Source organism: Dinghuibacter silviterrae (genome assembly GCF_004366355.1).
Classification (GTDB): domain Bacteria; phylum Bacteroidota; class Bacteroidia; order Chitinophagales; family Chitinophagaceae; genus Dinghuibacter; species Dinghuibacter silviterrae.
In genome coordinates this window covers 3,693,281-3,709,174 of sequence record NZ_SODV01000001.1, presented here as the reverse complement: position 1 = coordinate 3,709,174, position 15,894 = coordinate 3,693,281, and the positions used below count along the sequence as shown (strand labels likewise).

Here is a 15,894-nt window from a genome sequence, read left to right as displayed (position 1 = left end):
GGCAATGGGGGGAATACATCTTTAATGGACGTTATTACTATCCCTATTGCAATCCCGATTCAATACCTTTTCCCCCTATACAGCCTTATACCCCTCGTCCAATTCCGACACCTTAACAGTCGAGTTATGGCATCTGACCAATTGGTAGATACGGTTTCAGAAGAGGACTTCTTAGTGGTAAAGTTTCGAAGAGGAAAAACGCGAGCTTTTGACCAACTATTCCTAAAGCACTACGGAGCAATTTGCTACTATACACAGGAGTTTATAGCCGATATCGAAAGTGCAAAAGATTTGGTTTCTGATATATTTATAAAGTTGTGGAGGCTCATGGAGAACTTTGAGAATTTGCGAGCCATCAAATCCTTTTTAAATGATTGCGCTCCAACCCAAAAACCCGCAGTTATTTGAATAAACCAAATCGGGGTTTATAAATGAACAACGACATACGTCGAATCATATCCCCCACCCAAAATCAACGAGTCCGTCTGCGGTCGCCTCCCATCAATCAACAGCGACTGCATCCTGAATTGGCAATTGGTAGCCAAACTCCTTTCCATGTCCACATACACCACATCAGACGCAGAACCGTCCGGATACTCCAGTGTATACGTTTTTATCCCTGACTGCGCACTATAAAGCGGCGCTACGCTTGTCGTCATCACAAAGTGGCGAATGCCATCCGACTCCGGCATCCCATCCGATACACTAAGATCCGAAACGTACTGCTTCGAGCTGCCAGACGTATAACTCATCTTGATTTTCGCAAGAAACGCGCTATCGGTTATATACTGTCCATTCTCCTTTAACTCAAGAATCAACGGGTCCGGGACCTCAAAATTATTACACTGGCTCGTGTCCGATCCCGACTTGTGACAACCCATAACCGAAGTCACGGCGACAATAACGAAGCTTAACAAAAGCCCATGGACGGCCTTAATGCGGATAAATATTCCAAAGCACTTGTTCATCAGTATCAAAATTTACACCAAGGCCCGATATAGGCCAAGTGCGGTACGAGATAGATTCTTTCAGAAAAGCCAGTTTTCCAGTTATCGGACTCATATCTGCAAGATTGCAAAAAAAGGTAACCGACTTACCCGTGAAATACCCTTTTTTGCGCAAAGCTGGTTAAGTTAAAGAGATGGCTTCTAACATTTTCTTAATTATTTCATTTCAACATGAGAAAATATGAGAGATGCTTTATTCGATGACTTTCAATTCGCTAGGTTCGCTAATCGCCTTAGGTCGCCGACAAACCGGTTCGAGAATTGTCCTGCCAGGGCGACCAAAATTCAAAACCCGCCACCACGGCGGGTTTCATTTTTTATAACCGTAATAGCGGAATACCGAGCATTCAAAATCAATGCCTGTTGGTTCGAATATTGCCACCTTTAACGGCATGTTCCTTTGCCCGACCCATGACAAGCCTTATCAGGAAGCGGCTCACCGAATTCTATGGCAATATCAACAGTTGTCACTATTGACCCATAGACCTTATGAAGTAGATCGAGTTCACCAATATTGGTCAAAACGATAAAACAACTCGTATCAGAAATAATGGTCTTAGGCATTCGCTACATCCCTTGACAAATCGGAAGCGGGATAATTGAAGATGGAGACATTATATGAACCGAGGAGCTCTGCAAATGACCTCTTGGTCAGACCAGCCACTTCGGCTGCCTGTCCAAGCGAAAGTTTCCCCTGCTCATATAGCCGACTGGCAACAAGCATAGCTACCTCTCTGTTTTCCATGCCGAGGGAATCTGGCATATAGAGGGTTATTGTTCTCATCGGTGTAAAGTTAGTAAATTTGGGAGATGTTTTAAAACGCTGCAAATGAATCCTTTATAAATAATTGCAGCATATTGATTATCATTAAGTCGTGATAAAACTGGTTCGAAAAATGTACAGCCACGTCGACTAAGCGGTGGCGTTAGGCCTCCCCCGTTATGGATCACCGGAGGCGCGCAGCGTCGGAGGTAATCCAGTCATCCCAACCATAATTCAGAACCCATTCCGGAAGCTATAACCTCGGCCCAATTTCTCCGCCCGTTGGCGCTTTCACCCCTCCTCTTTGTCGCCATTGCCGCCGGTTTACTCGATATAACAATTATTTTTGTTCTCATGACGAAACTACTTTTGACTTCTTCCGGTATTTCCAATAAAAGTATTGAAAACGCGCTCGTACAGCTCTTGGGCAAGCCCATCAGTGAGTCGAACGCACTTTTCGTCCCGACAGGCGTTTACCCATTCATGGGCGGACCGAATTATGCATGGTGGCCGATCGCAGGAAAGATGAAAGGCGCTCTTGTTGACCTGGGCTGGAAAACGATGGGGCTCTTTGAGTTCACCGCACTTCCCAGTATTAAAAAAGATATATGGGTATCTTCGCTGGAGGACGCGGACGCGCTGTTGGTTTGGGGCGGCGATCCGCTGTATCTGGCGTACTGGTTCGAACAAGCAGGACTTACCGAGGTATTGACTTCTCTTCTAAACAAAAACTTGGTCTATGTTGGCGTAAGTGCCGGCAGTATGGCTGTAGGCGTTATCTTCGGCGAGACCTATAGTAATCCGAGGGGCGGCAGCGGGACGCCGCTGACTATGGAAAATGTGGTATTCAATACAGGAGAGGGCGAAATCAGCAGAACCTTCATTACAGGCAAGGGTGCAGGGCTGACCGATTTCGCGGTAATTCCACACTTTAATAATCCTCATTTCCCGGACGCTTGCGGGCCGAATGCAGAAAAATGGGCTGCAAAAATTCCCAGAGCCGTTTATGCAATTGACGATCAAACCGCGATCAAAGTTGTAGCAGGTCAGGTTGACATCGTTTCGGAGGGACAGTGGAAGTTTTTCAGTAAGCCAGCTTGACGCTCTCAGCACGTACGCTGACGGCATCCCCGGTAGGAAAGTTGGCAGGTATGGGATACGTTACCCGCCCGGTGCCCAGCCACTCTGCTGCGCGAATCATAGTCGTCTGAAAACCGATACACCTATAACTTATGGGGTAGGTGTCGCCCTTCCACAAATGCCCCATGCTGGAGACGTAGACGTTTCCTTTCCCGTACCTAACCACCCACTCGACAGGCCAAATGTTGCCGGTGACGCTATCCCTGGCCGCCGACAATATCGTAATATTCTCCGCGGGCCCGCGCGCATACCGGTACAATTCCATGGAGGCTGTCTTCCAGGCTTCCGGATAGCCCTCATTGATGGGATGACGGTGCAGGATGTGGATGACGGCGTCAAACCTGGACCCATGGTTGGTGCCCTCTCCCTGCCCTGGCGGTATGCGGATGATTCGGCCTGCGGAATCAATTTCCAGCGCATAACCCGTCTCCTTGGGGCGCCATCCCAGCCCGATCATTTGATTGTAGGCCTCCCACTGCGGAAAGGCATTATTGGCCGAGTGCAGGATATACAAGCCCCCGCCCGCCCTGACATACTTTTCCAGCCGCTCTTCCACCCTTCTGGGCCAGCGCAGGGCGGGATTTTGAATGTTATTGGTGTTTTGGATGACGACGTCGTATTCCTCAAATTCCGGGTTCCAGGAAGCCCAGCCCGTATCGTCTACCGTACCGGGCGCAGTGGAAATAGACACTGTAAAACGCCCGGATTCTTCAAGGATCCGTTTCGTCATCAAGCTAGTTTGTTTCCAGTCATGATTGCTGAACCCATCCACGATGAGAACACTGATCAGTTTCCTGGGGGTGTCCTGCGCTTGCGCGAATGCCCCCGGGAAGAACGAGCAAATAAACAAACAATATAATATTGATCGCATGATCCAAGGTAAGCCTTTAGGCTCATCATCTGGGTACTTCCTGCACTAGTCCAACCTACAGTGTCAAAAAGGGTGTTTTCCCCGTTCTTTTTGCCCAATATTCATCTTATCATGTGTTCGAATTTTCCCATCCCTCCAAAACATACCCTTACAAGCCAAGCCATTTACTTTCAACCTAATAACTATTGTTATGAAACTAATTACCTGCATCTTGTCGTTATTCATCGTTTTGGGATTTACCAACAATCCAAAACCAGGTCAACATTTTTCAACCACCTCGTGTGAGGATCCCCAAACCGTGAAAGTGAGAAAGGAAATGGGCTGGGATTGGATGCAAGAAAAAAGAGGCAGCTTATGGCCTAGCATTATTGACCCCAACCCACTCCACAGTCCTATTTTAAAACTTTTTACAACTACCGAAATCCGCGCCATCGGCAATCCCGATTTCTATGGCGACATAGATTACTACTTTTTGGATGCCCTGAGAACCTATATCTTCAACCCAGGCGGGAACCCCATCGGAGAAATACACAATTATCAAACGAACGATGCCGTCAGAAAAGACTATGGAGACTTCCTCATGAACTTCCATGATGACGCATTTTGGAAACTTTCCATCACGGCCACCATCGACGACAGAGGCGCTGACCTTAACCAATGCAAGGGAGGACTCGATTTCATAAACGCCAACGGACCCGTATACATAAAGGTCGCCCAACAAGCCTTCAAGAAAGGGGAGGACGTCAAAGCCATGTTTGCCCTCATGTACCCCCAAAGGCACAACATGGACGCCTGCACCTGGTTTAGGGGCACCTATCGCGAAAAGAGGGCCGAATTCATAGCCCTTGTCAACTCCTATTGATCCTCATCACGAATATTTCTGTAGATTAGGCATGTAAAAACACAGCGCTACCCGGTCAGGAGCAGTTAATATGTCCAACAACATCAGGCGTCAATTAACTTTGTTCGTTGAAGAAAATGACGCGATTCGAATCGAATCAGTCCGGGAAAAATTCAATCCTGTACAGTGTACATTGATCCAAAGCCATGTCACTCTTTGCCGGGAAGATGAACTAGTGAATCTTGAAAAGATAGTAGAGAATCTCCGGAAACTCGACGCACAACCGGTAACCATAAAATTTGCCGGGGTTGCGAGGTTCGACAACGGGAAGGGCGTCTTCCTACCAGGCGCGACAGCCAACAACGAGTTCCACCAGCTGAGAAAAAAAATTCTGCAGGGCGCAACTGACCTCATCAGGCAAATTGTACCCCATATAACATTGATGCATCCGAGAAATTCCTGTTGCACCGACGACATCTTTGAGGTGATACGGACAATGGATTTGCCAACCTGTTTGACGTTCAACGAAGTGTCCTTGATTGAGCAAATTGGTGCAGGCCGATGGCAGACGAAAATGACTTATCCGTTACAATAGCGCTGTCACGGCGCGTCTCTTTGCGCACCTGGTAATTCAACAATCGGCAAAACGAAACATCGCAAGTTTCGGGTTTTCTTGCGCCCGCCTTCCATCTACTTTTAGACCTAAAATCCACCACAATGACAATTAAAACAAACACCCTGACGGTCTTCACACTGGTCACGTTCGCACTCTTATGGTCAAGGCCTTCCTTTGGGCAGGGCTCAAAAGATGAGCAAGCCGTAAAAAACGTGGTAGCCTCTTTTCAGGACGACTTTAACGACGGACGGTATCTGAAAGTCGATTCCTATACTACCCAGGATTGGGTACATATCAATCCGATTGGAGGAATCACCTATGGGCGGGACTCCGTTTTGAAAGAATTGCTTCCGTTGCAATCCACCATTTTGAAAGGCGCTGCGATGACCACGGAAAGCACGGCTGTCCGGTTTCTGAGCCCTACCGTTGCCATGGCCCTCGTTGTCCATCAGGTTGGCGACTATGAATTCCCACAGGGGGTCAAACACCATAACGAACGGTACATGAAAACATACATCCTAGTCAAAAAGCAAAACAAATGGCTGCTGACCCTGGATCAAAACGACGTCATTGTCCCGCAATAGGCGCCATTGACCCGAAAATGATCACCTCTTGTACCAAAAGCGCACATTTCCAGCGCCATCCACAAACGCAACTATAAGATTATCATCGATTTACAAAACGGGCACGTCATTGGATGGCGTATCGGTGTATGTATAAAAACTACTGGAAAATCGCGTTGCGCACCCTCTGGAGAAATAAGTTTTTCTCCGCCATCAATATCATCGGGCTTGCCGCAGGCCTTGCGGTTTGCCTGTTGATCACATTGTATGTGACGGACGAATGCGGTTACGATAGATACAATGAAAACGCAGACCGCATATACCGCCTGGACGCCGACCTCTTTATGAATGGTACGCTCTTTAACTCGGCTACGTCGCCCAACCCGATGCCGGGGACACTTGCAAAGGACTACCCGATGATTGAGCAATTCGTGCGGCTAAGTTTTGAGTATGATATATTGGTCAGAAAGGGGAATCAAAATATCCAGGAACATCATTCCGTACTGGCGGACTCGACCTTTTTTAAGGTCTTTACGGCTCCGATGATCGCCGGCGATCCTTTGACGGCATTGAATGAGCCGAATTCGGTGGTGATCGATGAAACAACTGCCCGGAGATATTTCAACAGCACCGACGTGATCGGAAAGACATTGTACATAGACAATGCTGAAAATTGCAAGATAACGGGCGTAATAAAAGATTTTCCCCGGCAATCTCATTTTCATTTCAGCTTTATCCGGCCGTTTCATGAAATCTGGCCGGGTCAGGGTAGTGATTGGTTGACCAATGGCATCCATAGCTACATCCTGGTAAAACCCGGAGTTAAACAATCGGACATCCAAAGCCGTGTCGATGAGACTGTAAACACCTATCTATCGAAACAACTGGAAGGAGCCTTTCATTCATCCATTCATGATTTGCAAGGACGTGGGGACTATTTCCGTTATCATTTGATGCCCCTGACGGATATTCATTTGCACTCTGACAAAACTTTTGAGTTCGAAGCCAACGGGAACATCAACTACGTATACATATTTTCCGTTATTGCCATTGTCATACTGATCATTGCCTGTGTAAATTTCATGAACCTCTCCACGTCCCGTTCTGCGAACAGGGCCAAAGAAGTCGGCATAAGAAAGGTGTCGGGCTCAACGAGAAACAACCTGATCATGCAGTTCCTGGTTGAATCTGTTTTGATGAGCTATCTTGCCTTATTACTGGCTTTAGCGCTATCGTCATTATTAATCCCGTTGTTCAACCAGGTTTCGGGCAAACAAATGCACGTCGACATCTTGTTCACCTCATGGCTGCTTCCCACACTGATCACGCTGGCTTTTGTTGTCGGATGCGCCGCGGGAAGCTATCCTGCCTTTTATCTGTCTTCCTTTAATCCTATCCGGGTACTGAAGGGTTCCATTGCTTCGGGATTCAAACACGGCTGGCTACGCAGCAGCCTGGTCGTTTTCCAATTTAGTACTTCAATAATACTCATCATTGGCACCATTGTTATTTACAACCAGTTGGGCTATATCCGAAGCAGGAAAATCGGGTATGATCGCGAGCACGTCCTGGTGCTGCACAACACGGAAAACCTGGATAAACGGATCCATACATTCAGGGAGGAATTGTTAAGCCTGCCGGGCGTGGAGCAGGCATCCATATCCGCTGACCTTCCAACGGTAGGAGGAGGCAATCTTAATCAGAGGGGCTGGTTCCGTGATCCGACGTTAAATGCCCAAAATGTCATTATAATGACAAGTATCTATGTGGACGAAAATTATATTCCCGCACTGGGCATGCATATCGAAAATGGAAGAAATTTCTCGACGGAATATAAGACGGATTCTACAGGACTCATTCTAAATGAAACGGCGGCAAAAATGCTGGGATGGAGGGACCTTTCTGGTGCAAAATTGTATCTCCCGGGTGACAGCAACAAGCCAAAGGCATTTCATGTAATTGGCATTGTGAAAGATTTCAATTTCAGCTCCATGCATGATAAGATCGGCCCGATGGTGATGCGTTTGGAGCAAAGCTGGGGTAACATTGTTCTCCGTTTCAAAAACAACGATATTCCCTCCTTAATAAGCCAAATTCAGGACAAATGGAACAGCATGGCGCCGGGCCTACCCCTCAGTTATACGTTTATGGACAATGATTTCAACAACTTGTACAATGCAGAGCAGCAGACCGGCAAACTCTTCACCACATTTGCGGTATTCGCCATATTTATTGCATGCCTTGGCCTGTTTGGGTTGATTACCTATGCGGCAGAACAGCGAACCAAAGAGATCGGCATCCGGAAGGTGCTGGGCGCCAGCGTGGGCCGGATTGTGTCGCTGCTGTCAAAGGAATTTGTCAGGTTGGTGTGTATTGCCTCCCTGATTGGCTTTCCTGTTGCCTGGTGGGCAATGAATAAGTGGCTTGAAAGTTTTGCCTATCGTGTCAATATCGGTTGGTGGGTTTTTGTAATCGCCGGACTGGCCACCTTGATGAGCGCATTGATTACGGTCAGTCTTCAGGCCATCAAGGCGGCCATGGCCAATCCGGTGAAAAGTTTAAAAACGGAGTGAAATCGCCCCCTAAAAGGGGGCATTTCACTTTGAGCTCGTTTTTAAGCCTCCTCCGGGACAAAGCAAGCCACGTTGTGCCCCGCAGTGGTCCAGAAGTCAGCCCACGCGGCTACAAGACTTGCGCTTTCATCGCAAAACGATTTACCGCCGGTTCCGCAGCAATACATTGTTCCGGCCTTGATGCTTTTCATCTGCGTCTTACTAAGGGCTTCGCCGGCACCCATTCCCAGGGTACTCAATTTGAGCTTTGTCATTGAAATAAATAGTTTAAAGTTTACGATTGGTTACTTTTCAAATCTAATAATTTTTCTCCCAGACTAGTGTCGGTAAGTGATCCATTCAATAACTGCATTGAAATAGGAATAACTGCGGTAAAAGCGGATGATACATAAAGGAATCATAAAATTCCATATATTACTAACTCCCAACCTCCACACATGAAAATCTTTGTAGTCCCCTTACTGCTATTGGCAAATCTTTCACTACCCGCAAAGGGCCAGCAGGCAATTGACAGCAGCAGGTATATCTTTTTCTTGCACAACAAATTTGTTGAAGAACATGGCCCTTTGGAAAAACACCCTTCATACGGGCGCGCTGAATACAAAGAAATTTTAGGTCATTTTACAAATGATGGCTTTGTCGTCATCAGTGAAAAAAGGAAACCTAACACGGATGTAAAAATCTATGCGGAAAAGGCAGCAGCGCAAATTGACAGTTTATTACATGCCGGGATCAACCCTTCACGCATCACGGTTGTCGGCACATCAAAAGGGGGCTATATTGCACAATACGTGTCCAGTCTTATGAAAAACAAGCAATTGAATTTTGTCTTTATAGGCAGTTCTTTCAAAAATGACTTGGACGACGACGACAATATCAGGCTGTATGGACGGATGCTGTCGATTACCGAAGCATCGGATACAGGGAACATCCCCCTATCAACACAGCCCCGATGTAAAAATTCATCATTTGCCAGCTTAAAAGAAATAACGTTACATACAAACCTACACCACGGTTTTCTGTTTAAAGCCTTGGATCTGTGGATAGATCCCACGGAAAAATGGGCACGGTTTCAGATAATAAATCGTTAGAGTCATGATCAAAAAACAGCTGCTTTTCGCCCTGCGCCGCCTGGGCCGGCATAAGTTGACGACTGCCATCAACATCCTTGGGCTCACCTTCGGCATCCTGTCCTGCGTGGTGATCTACCTGTATGTGGCGTTTGAATTCAGCTACGACAAGTTCCATGCGGACGCCGACCGGATCTACCGGCTGGTGCCTCCAAGGAACAACGGCAGTGACATACAAAGCAATGATGCGGCAATGTCGGGTCCCCTTGGCCCCGCCTTGCGCCATGAGGCCACCGGCTTTAGCGCTGTGACCACCCTGTTTACCGATGACACCCGTGTGCTGATCCCGAGAGCGGGGCAGCCGGCCCGGGTCATACCTGCCATCAGTGGCGACCAAACGTATCATATTACGTTTGCCGATACGGACTATCTGAAAATCTTCCATTATCAGTGGCTGGCGGGCGATCCCGCGACGGCCCTGCTGAAACCGTTCTCGGTCGTGCTGACGGAATCGGAGGCGAAGCGCTATTTCCAGGGCGGAACGCCTGAAGACTGGATGGGGCGTTCCGTTGTGTATGAAGATTCGCTGACGGTTTCCGTCACAGGGATCGTGAAGGACTGGGAACAGCATACAGACTTTGGCTTCAAAGACCTTATCTCCTATAGTACCCTCGAACGCAGCTTTCTCAATACGAATATCCAAAACTGGAGCATGTCGGGGAGCAATATAAATATCTACGTCAAGCTGGCTCCCGGTACGACAACCGCCCAGGCGGAAGAGCAATTCACCGCCTTTTTCAAACGGCATCGGATGAAGACCAGCCTGTTGCTGCAACCGCTTGCAGACATCCATTTTAATGCGGCTTATGGAGATACCTATGGCCGCCGGGCACATAAGCCTACACTGTTTGCGCTGGCCGGCATTGCCCTCTTCATCCTGGTCATTGCCGCTATCAACTTCATCAACTTATCTACGGCCCAGTCGATACTGCGGGCAAAAGAAGTAGGCATACGGAAAGTCATGGGTAGTAGCGTCGGCGGTATTGTCCGGCAATTCCTCATCGAAACCGGCATCATCGTTGTCGCTGCTATGGCAGTCGCCCTCCTGCTCGCCAATCCTGTTATTAAAGTCCTTCATGGCTTTATTCCGGAAGGCGTCCGGCTACACGCGGCTGACCCCCATACATGGCTCTTTATAGGCACTACGGTCTTTGTCACCTGTCTGATCGCCGGCTGGTATCCCGGGCGGGCACTCTCTTCTTTCCTGCCGGCAACCAGCCTTAAGGGACAGGGTGTCCGGCAGCTCAACGCCAAAAGCTACCTCCGCAAGGGCCTTATTGTTTTCCAGTTTACGGTGAGTCTGCTCTTTATCATCGGCACCATGATGGTAGGGCGGCAGATCCATTACATGCTCAATACGGACCTGGGTTTTAATAAAGACGCCATCGTCACAATCGATATTCCGTGGGGCCAGCCCAACAACCGGAAAGATGTCCTCGCCACCGAAATCCGCCATCTGGCGGGTGTGCGGCAAGTGAGCCTCAACACAGCCGATCCCGAATCGCTCAACCATATGCTGCTCGGTATTGCTCTTGAATATAAGGGAGCCTCGGACGTGACGATCCTACCGGGAGGGGACGATATAGACACCGGCTATATATCCTTATACGGGATGACGCTGGTCGCCGGGAGAAATTTCTATCTCTCGGATGTAGCGCGACCTGGCTACCGGGCTTATATCCTGAATGAATCAGCGGCGAGGGCCCTGGGTTTCCACCGGCCGGCCGATGCCCTTGGCCGTCAGTTGATTGGCGTTCGGGGATCGGCGACTATTATCGGGATCGTAAAGGATTTCCATTCGGACGATTTACATCAGAAGATACGACCCTTTGTCTTCACCTCAGACGCAGGCGCCGGGGCCCAACTGAGCGTAAAACTTTCCAGCACCGGCCTCTCCGCGGCCGAGGTAAAGACACTGATGACAAACATGGAATCGGTCTTTAAAAAATTATACCCGGGAGCCCTGTTTCAGTCCCGGTTCTTTGACGAATCGCTGGAACAGTTGTACACGCAGGAACGGCAGACATCGCAGATCCTCAACATCGCCATGGGCATCGCCATCTTTATCTCCTGTATGGGCCTTTTTGGTCTTGCGGCGTTCAATGCCAACCAGCGGACGCGGGAGATCGGCATCCGAAAAGTACTAGGGGCGGGTGTTCCCCAACTGGTCACCTTGCTGTCGAGGGAATTCGTCCTTTTGGTGGGGCTGTCGACCGTCATTGCGGCGCCGCTGGCGGGCTGGGGTGCGCATCAATGGCTGCAGAACTTCGCCTATCGTACGTCGATGCCGTGGTGGATCTTTGTGCTGGCCGGTGTCGCGGCGACGGTGATTGCGCTGCTCACCGTCAGCTTGCAGACCATTCGCGCGGCGAGGGCCAACCCGGTGAAAAGTTTGAGGGTGGAATGAGTAAGCAGGAAAGGCCAGTAGAGTTATATAGAGCCGCTTCCTTAGCTTTACTCCATGTTCCTACGCACCTGTCTTGCCATTGCCACACTGGCCGTAACGGCGGCCGCCACCGCCCAAACAAACCTGGAATGCGAACACCTGTCCGGTCCCCTGGGGATTGATGCCCCGCGCCCGCGCTTTTCCTGGCAGTTGAGCCAGGGCGCCCAAACGGCTTACAGGATCACCGTGCGTACCGGACAAGGCGCGGTATGGTCGTCCGGCAAAATCGCCTCCACTGCCCAGCTCGTCCCCTATACCGGCGCTCCTTTGCAGCCGTTTACCAGGTACTATTGGACGGTCCAAACCTGGGACCGGGACGGCCGGGCCGGAACCCCGGCGACGGCGGTCTTCGAAACGGGCATGATGGTGGAAGCACACTGGAAGGGCTCCTGGATTTACGATACCCGTAACACGGGCTTGAAACCCGCCGCGTTGTACAGGAAGACCTTTACAACGGCCAAAACCCTGGCATCCGCCCGCGCCTATATAGCAGTGGCCGGTCTTTATCAACTGTACATCAATGGGCAAAGAATTGGCGACCGTGCGCTCGACCCCATGTATACCCGTTTCGACCGGCGGAACCTGTACGTCACCTATGACGTGACCAAAGACATCCAAGCCGGCAAAAACACCATCGGCGTCGAGCTGGGCAACGGTTGGTACAACCTCCAGTCGACGGCAGTCTGGTATTTCGACAAGGCCCCCTGGAGGGGGCGACCGTCGTTTTGTATGGACCTTCGGCTAACGTACACCGATGGGACGGTCGAAACCATCTCCACCGGGAAGGACTGGCGCACCACCCTGGGGCCAACGATCTTCAACAGCATCTATACCGGCGAGCACTACGATGCGAATAAGGAAATCCCCCACTGGAACGATAACGAGGGCGTCGACACGGCCTGGCGGCAGCCGGAATACGCAGACGCCCCCTCCAAACACATCGTGGCCGAGGCCATGGTGCCCATCCGCCGTGTCGATACACTCGACGCAAGGGTCATCCGGCCATTCAGCGATACGGACGTGGTTTTCGCCTTAAAGAAGAATATCGCCGGCGTTTCCGAAATAACCCTTCAAGCGCCCCGGGGTACCATCGTCACCCTCACCCACGGCGAACGCCTCTACCCTACCGGCCATGTCGACCAGTCCAACATCAATGTCCATTACCGGCCCACCGATGACACCGATCCGTTTCAGACGGATATATACATTTGCAAGGGCGCGCCCACAGAAACCTTCAGCCCGGCTTTCAACTACAAAGGCTTCCAATATGTGGAGGTAAAGGCCAGCAAACCCATCGTCATAGAGCGCCTCAAGGCCTATGTCATGCACTCCGATGTGAAACCCTCCGGCGACATTCAAACCTCGGACAGCATCCTCCAAAAGATCTGGGCCGCGACCAACAATTCATACCTGTCCAACCTTTTCGGTTATCCCACGGATTGTCCGCAACGCGAGAAGAACGGTTGGACCGGTGACGCGCATACCGCGGTCGAGACCGGTCTCTACAACTTCGACGGCATCACCGTCTACGAAAAATGGCTGGCCGACCACCGCGACGAACAACAACCCAACGGCGTGCTCCCCAGCATCATCCCGTCTGACGGCTGGGGATACGAATGGGGCAACGGCCCGGACTGGACCAGTTCGGTAGCGATCATTCCCTGGGAAGTATACCTTTTCTACGGCGACACGGCCATCCTTTCCCAGAACTACGACGCCATCAAACGCTACGTCGACCATCTGGCGTCCCTTTTCCCCGACGGCATCTGCACCTGGGGCCTGGGCGACTGGATCCCGGTAAAGTCGCAGACACCGGTCCCCTTCACGTCGACCGCGTTCTATTATACCGATGCGAAAATCCTTGCAGACATATCGCGAATCCTCCGCCGCAAGGATGGTAACTACGACAGCCTCGCCAACCACATCAAAGACGCCTTTAACAAAAAATACCTTGACCCGGCCACGGGTAACTACGACCAGGGCTTCCAAACAGAGCTCAGCACGGCGTTGTACCGAGGACTGGTACCAGACGACCTTAAGGCCAAAACCGCGGCGGGATTGGCCGGCCGCGTCAAAGCCGACGGCGTCACACTCGACGTCGGTCTCCTTGGCACCAAGACCCTCCTCAACGCCCTCTCCGAAAACGGCTACGCCGGCCTGGCCTACCAGTTGGCAAGCAGTACCCAGGAGCCCTCCTGGGGATACTGGATCGTCAACGGCGCTACGGCCCTGCAGGAGAACTGGCCTATGGAGGCCAAAACCGACATCTCCAGGAACCACATCATGTTTGGCGAGATCAGCGCCTGGATGTACAAGGCGCTGGGGGGTATACGCCCGGACCCGGCAAACCCCGGTTTCCGAAGGGTCCTGCTGGAACCGCACATCATTCCAGGGGTCGGGTACTTCAGTTGTTCGCATGATTGTCCCTATGGGCGGATCACGTCTGCCTGGACAACGTCTGGTAAGGGTTGGGAATACCGGGTAACGCTTCCCCCGGGTACCGAAGCGGTGCTGAAGTTGCCGGGACAGCCGGAGCGGCTAATAAAGGCGGGGACGTTCCGCTATCAGGCACCGGAGGAGCGCTGATGGTTCTTCTCTATATGTGCTTCCACAAATCGTTCCAACCGATGGTGTATGGGTATCAGGATGGCAGCAATTAACACCAGCACCAACAACATCCCCGGCGTGGAATGATTGGTATAGGTCTCCACCAGGGGGTGTACCAGCAGGTTAATGAATTCAAACATGATTAATAACCCGATGCTGCCAATGTATACAATCACTTTTGGCTTTGTCCTTATCTTTCTTGCTATGATTAAATAACCCGTCGCCAAAGTGATTAAGATAATGGCGATGAGCAGGCTCTCGATATGCCTGATTCTTTGCTCTTGGTTCTCCTTCTCTTTTGCTGCCGCATCTTTCTCGCGCACCTCCTCATTAAAAGTCAGGGCCAATAGCTGATTGATATTGTTTACGGACAACATACTGTCGGTAATCTTCTTACCGAGAAGCGAAGAAACATACGCCTGATGCTCATTTCCTTGCGCGGCATATACTTTTTGCAACAGGTTCGCGCCACCCACGACATTGTCTTTGTAATTGTATCTTATCGCGGTGTCGAGGCTCCTTTTTGTGAATATAAGGGCCGAATCAAAAAGACCCTGTTTGAAAAAGAAATTGCCATACTCTAAAGTGGAATTGGAAAAGTGCTTGAAATCCCGTGTCGCATCACTAATGGCAATGGCATTTTCAAAATAATATTTTGAAAGCGCTAATTCGTCTGCGGAATGGTTCTGAAGAAACAATTTGTAATAAGCGTTTCCATAGTCCAGGCAGATCGAGGCCTGAATATATTTATCCTTGAATTTCTCGTTCAGTTTGGTGGCAAGGTCCAGATAGTGCAAGGCGGGAATGGGTCTCTCCAAACTCAGGTATGTCTCCGCTAAATTTTCGAGAATATATACATTGATTGATTTAGCTTCACTTTTGGAGGCTATATCTTCCGCCTTTTTTAAGTATTCGAGGGCCTTGTCCTGGACGCCCAACTTACTATAGTTAAAGCCGATATTATTGTACAGTTCGGGTAGAAGATGTGTCAGGGCCGGCCGGTTCTCGCATAGTTGTATCCCGGTGAAGTAATAATTTATGGCGGAAATATGGTCATTCAGCAGGTAGTAACAATTGCCGACCATCTTGTACGACACAACCTCGAATGAATCGTTGTTTAAGGATTGGGCGTATAGGAGCATCTCCTTCGCATAATCCAACATGGCATTGCTTTCGCCAAGTTTATAATAGGTTAATGTGCTATTGTAAAGGTCATAAAATTCTTTCTTGTTGTTTCCTTCGGCAGTTTTATCGGCGTTATTGCCATTACAGCCTGCCAAAAGGAACAAAGCAAGCATCATGGTCACTTTTTTCATAAACATCTATAACAGGTAAGC

The 15,894-nt window shown here is 49.9% G+C and carries 14 protein-coding genes; 9 read left to right on the top strand and 5 right to left on the bottom strand.

The window, feature by feature from the left end; genetic code table 11:
- The first annotated feature begins 126 nt into the window (after positions 1–126).
- A complete protein-coding gene (locus EDB95_RS15930) occupies positions 127–408 on the top strand; it encodes a sigma factor (RefSeq protein WP_162852627.1) in 282 nt (93 codons plus the stop codon).
- Between the two features lie 17 nt (positions 409–425).
- Here the strand turns inward: EDB95_RS15930 and EDB95_RS15925 are convergent, their stop codons facing one another.
- Positions 426–968, bottom strand: a complete 543-nt coding sequence (locus EDB95_RS15925) for a hypothetical protein (RefSeq protein ID WP_133994794.1) — start codon at positions 966–968, stop codon at positions 426–428.
- A gap of 595 nt (positions 969–1,563) precedes the next feature.
- Complete coding sequence (locus EDB95_RS15915; protein WP_133994793.1) at positions 1,564–1,791, bottom strand: UPF0175 family protein; 228 nt, start codon at positions 1,789–1,791, stop codon at positions 1,564–1,566.
- 333 nt (positions 1,792–2,124) lie between these two features.
- Between EDB95_RS15915 and EDB95_RS15910 the strand changes: the two genes are divergently transcribed.
- Positions 2,125–2,871: a Type 1 glutamine amidotransferase-like domain-containing protein gene (locus EDB95_RS15910; RefSeq protein ID WP_133994792.1), complete on the top strand. Its 747-nt coding sequence runs from the start codon at positions 2,125–2,127 to the stop codon at positions 2,869–2,871.
- On the opposite strand, the gene EDB95_RS15905 is transcribed toward EDB95_RS15910, so the two are convergent.
- Positions 2,855–3,781, bottom strand: coding sequence for a ThuA domain-containing protein (locus EDB95_RS15905; RefSeq protein WP_133994791.1), 927 nt, complete (start codon positions 3,779–3,781; stop codon positions 2,855–2,857). The genes EDB95_RS15910 and EDB95_RS15905 overlap by 17 nt on opposite strands.
- Before the next feature lie 472 nt (positions 3,782–4,253).
- Between EDB95_RS15905 and EDB95_RS15900 the strand changes: the two genes are divergently transcribed.
- The 4 genes from EDB95_RS15900 to EDB95_RS15885 all read left to right on the top strand — a co-directional run bounded on the left by EDB95_RS15900 (position 4,254) and on the right by EDB95_RS15885 (position 8,374).
- Positions 4,254–4,643 (top strand): hypothetical protein, encoded by a 390-nt coding sequence (locus tag EDB95_RS15900; protein ID WP_133994790.1) that lies wholly within the window; start codon positions 4,254–4,256, stop codon positions 4,641–4,643.
- Between the two features lie 70 nt (positions 4,644–4,713).
- Entirely contained in the window at positions 4,714–5,217 is a 504-nt protein-coding gene (locus tag EDB95_RS15895) for a 2'-5' RNA ligase family protein (RefSeq protein ID WP_133994789.1), read from the top strand.
- A 122-nt stretch (positions 5,218–5,339) separates the two neighbouring features.
- Positions 5,340–5,822 (top strand): SgcJ/EcaC family oxidoreductase, encoded by a 483-nt coding sequence (locus tag EDB95_RS15890; RefSeq protein ID WP_133994788.1) that lies wholly within the window; start codon positions 5,340–5,342, stop codon positions 5,820–5,822.
- Positions 5,823–5,950: 128 nt separating this feature from the next.
- Entirely contained in the window at positions 5,951–8,374 is a 2,424-nt protein-coding gene (locus EDB95_RS15885) for an ABC transporter permease (RefSeq protein WP_133994787.1), read from the top strand.
- A gap of 41 nt (positions 8,375–8,415) precedes the next feature.
- Here the strand turns inward: EDB95_RS15885 and EDB95_RS15880 are convergent, their stop codons facing one another.
- On the bottom strand, positions 8,416–8,628 hold the full coding sequence (locus EDB95_RS15880) for a hypothetical protein (RefSeq protein ID WP_133994786.1): 213 nt from the start codon (positions 8,626–8,628) through the stop codon (positions 8,416–8,418).
- Between the two features lie 183 nt (positions 8,629–8,811).
- Here EDB95_RS15880 and EDB95_RS15875 point away from each other — a divergent pair, with 183 nt between their 5' ends.
- The 3 genes from EDB95_RS15875 to EDB95_RS15865 are packed head-to-tail and all read left to right on the top strand — an operon-like array spanning position 8,812 to position 14,536.
- Positions 8,812–9,465: an alpha/beta hydrolase gene (locus EDB95_RS15875; protein WP_133994785.1), complete on the top strand. Its 654-nt coding sequence runs from the start codon at positions 8,812–8,814 to the stop codon at positions 9,463–9,465.
- A 4-nt stretch (positions 9,466–9,469) separates the two neighbouring features.
- Positions 9,470–11,911, top strand: a complete 2,442-nt coding sequence (locus EDB95_RS15870; protein ID WP_133994784.1) for an ABC transporter permease — start codon at positions 9,470–9,472, stop codon at positions 11,909–11,911.
- Between the two features lie 54 nt (positions 11,912–11,965).
- Positions 11,966–14,536 (top strand): alpha-L-rhamnosidase, encoded by a 2,571-nt coding sequence (locus EDB95_RS15865; RefSeq protein WP_133994783.1) that lies wholly within the window; start codon positions 11,966–11,968, stop codon positions 14,534–14,536.
- Here the strand turns inward: EDB95_RS15865 and EDB95_RS15860 are convergent.
- Complete coding sequence (locus EDB95_RS15860; RefSeq protein WP_133994782.1) at positions 14,515–15,873, bottom strand: tetratricopeptide repeat protein; 1,359 nt, start codon at positions 15,871–15,873, stop codon at positions 14,515–14,517. The two genes, EDB95_RS15865 and EDB95_RS15860, sit on opposite strands and share 22 nt — an antisense overlap.
- Positions 15,874–15,894 lie beyond the last annotated feature (21 nt).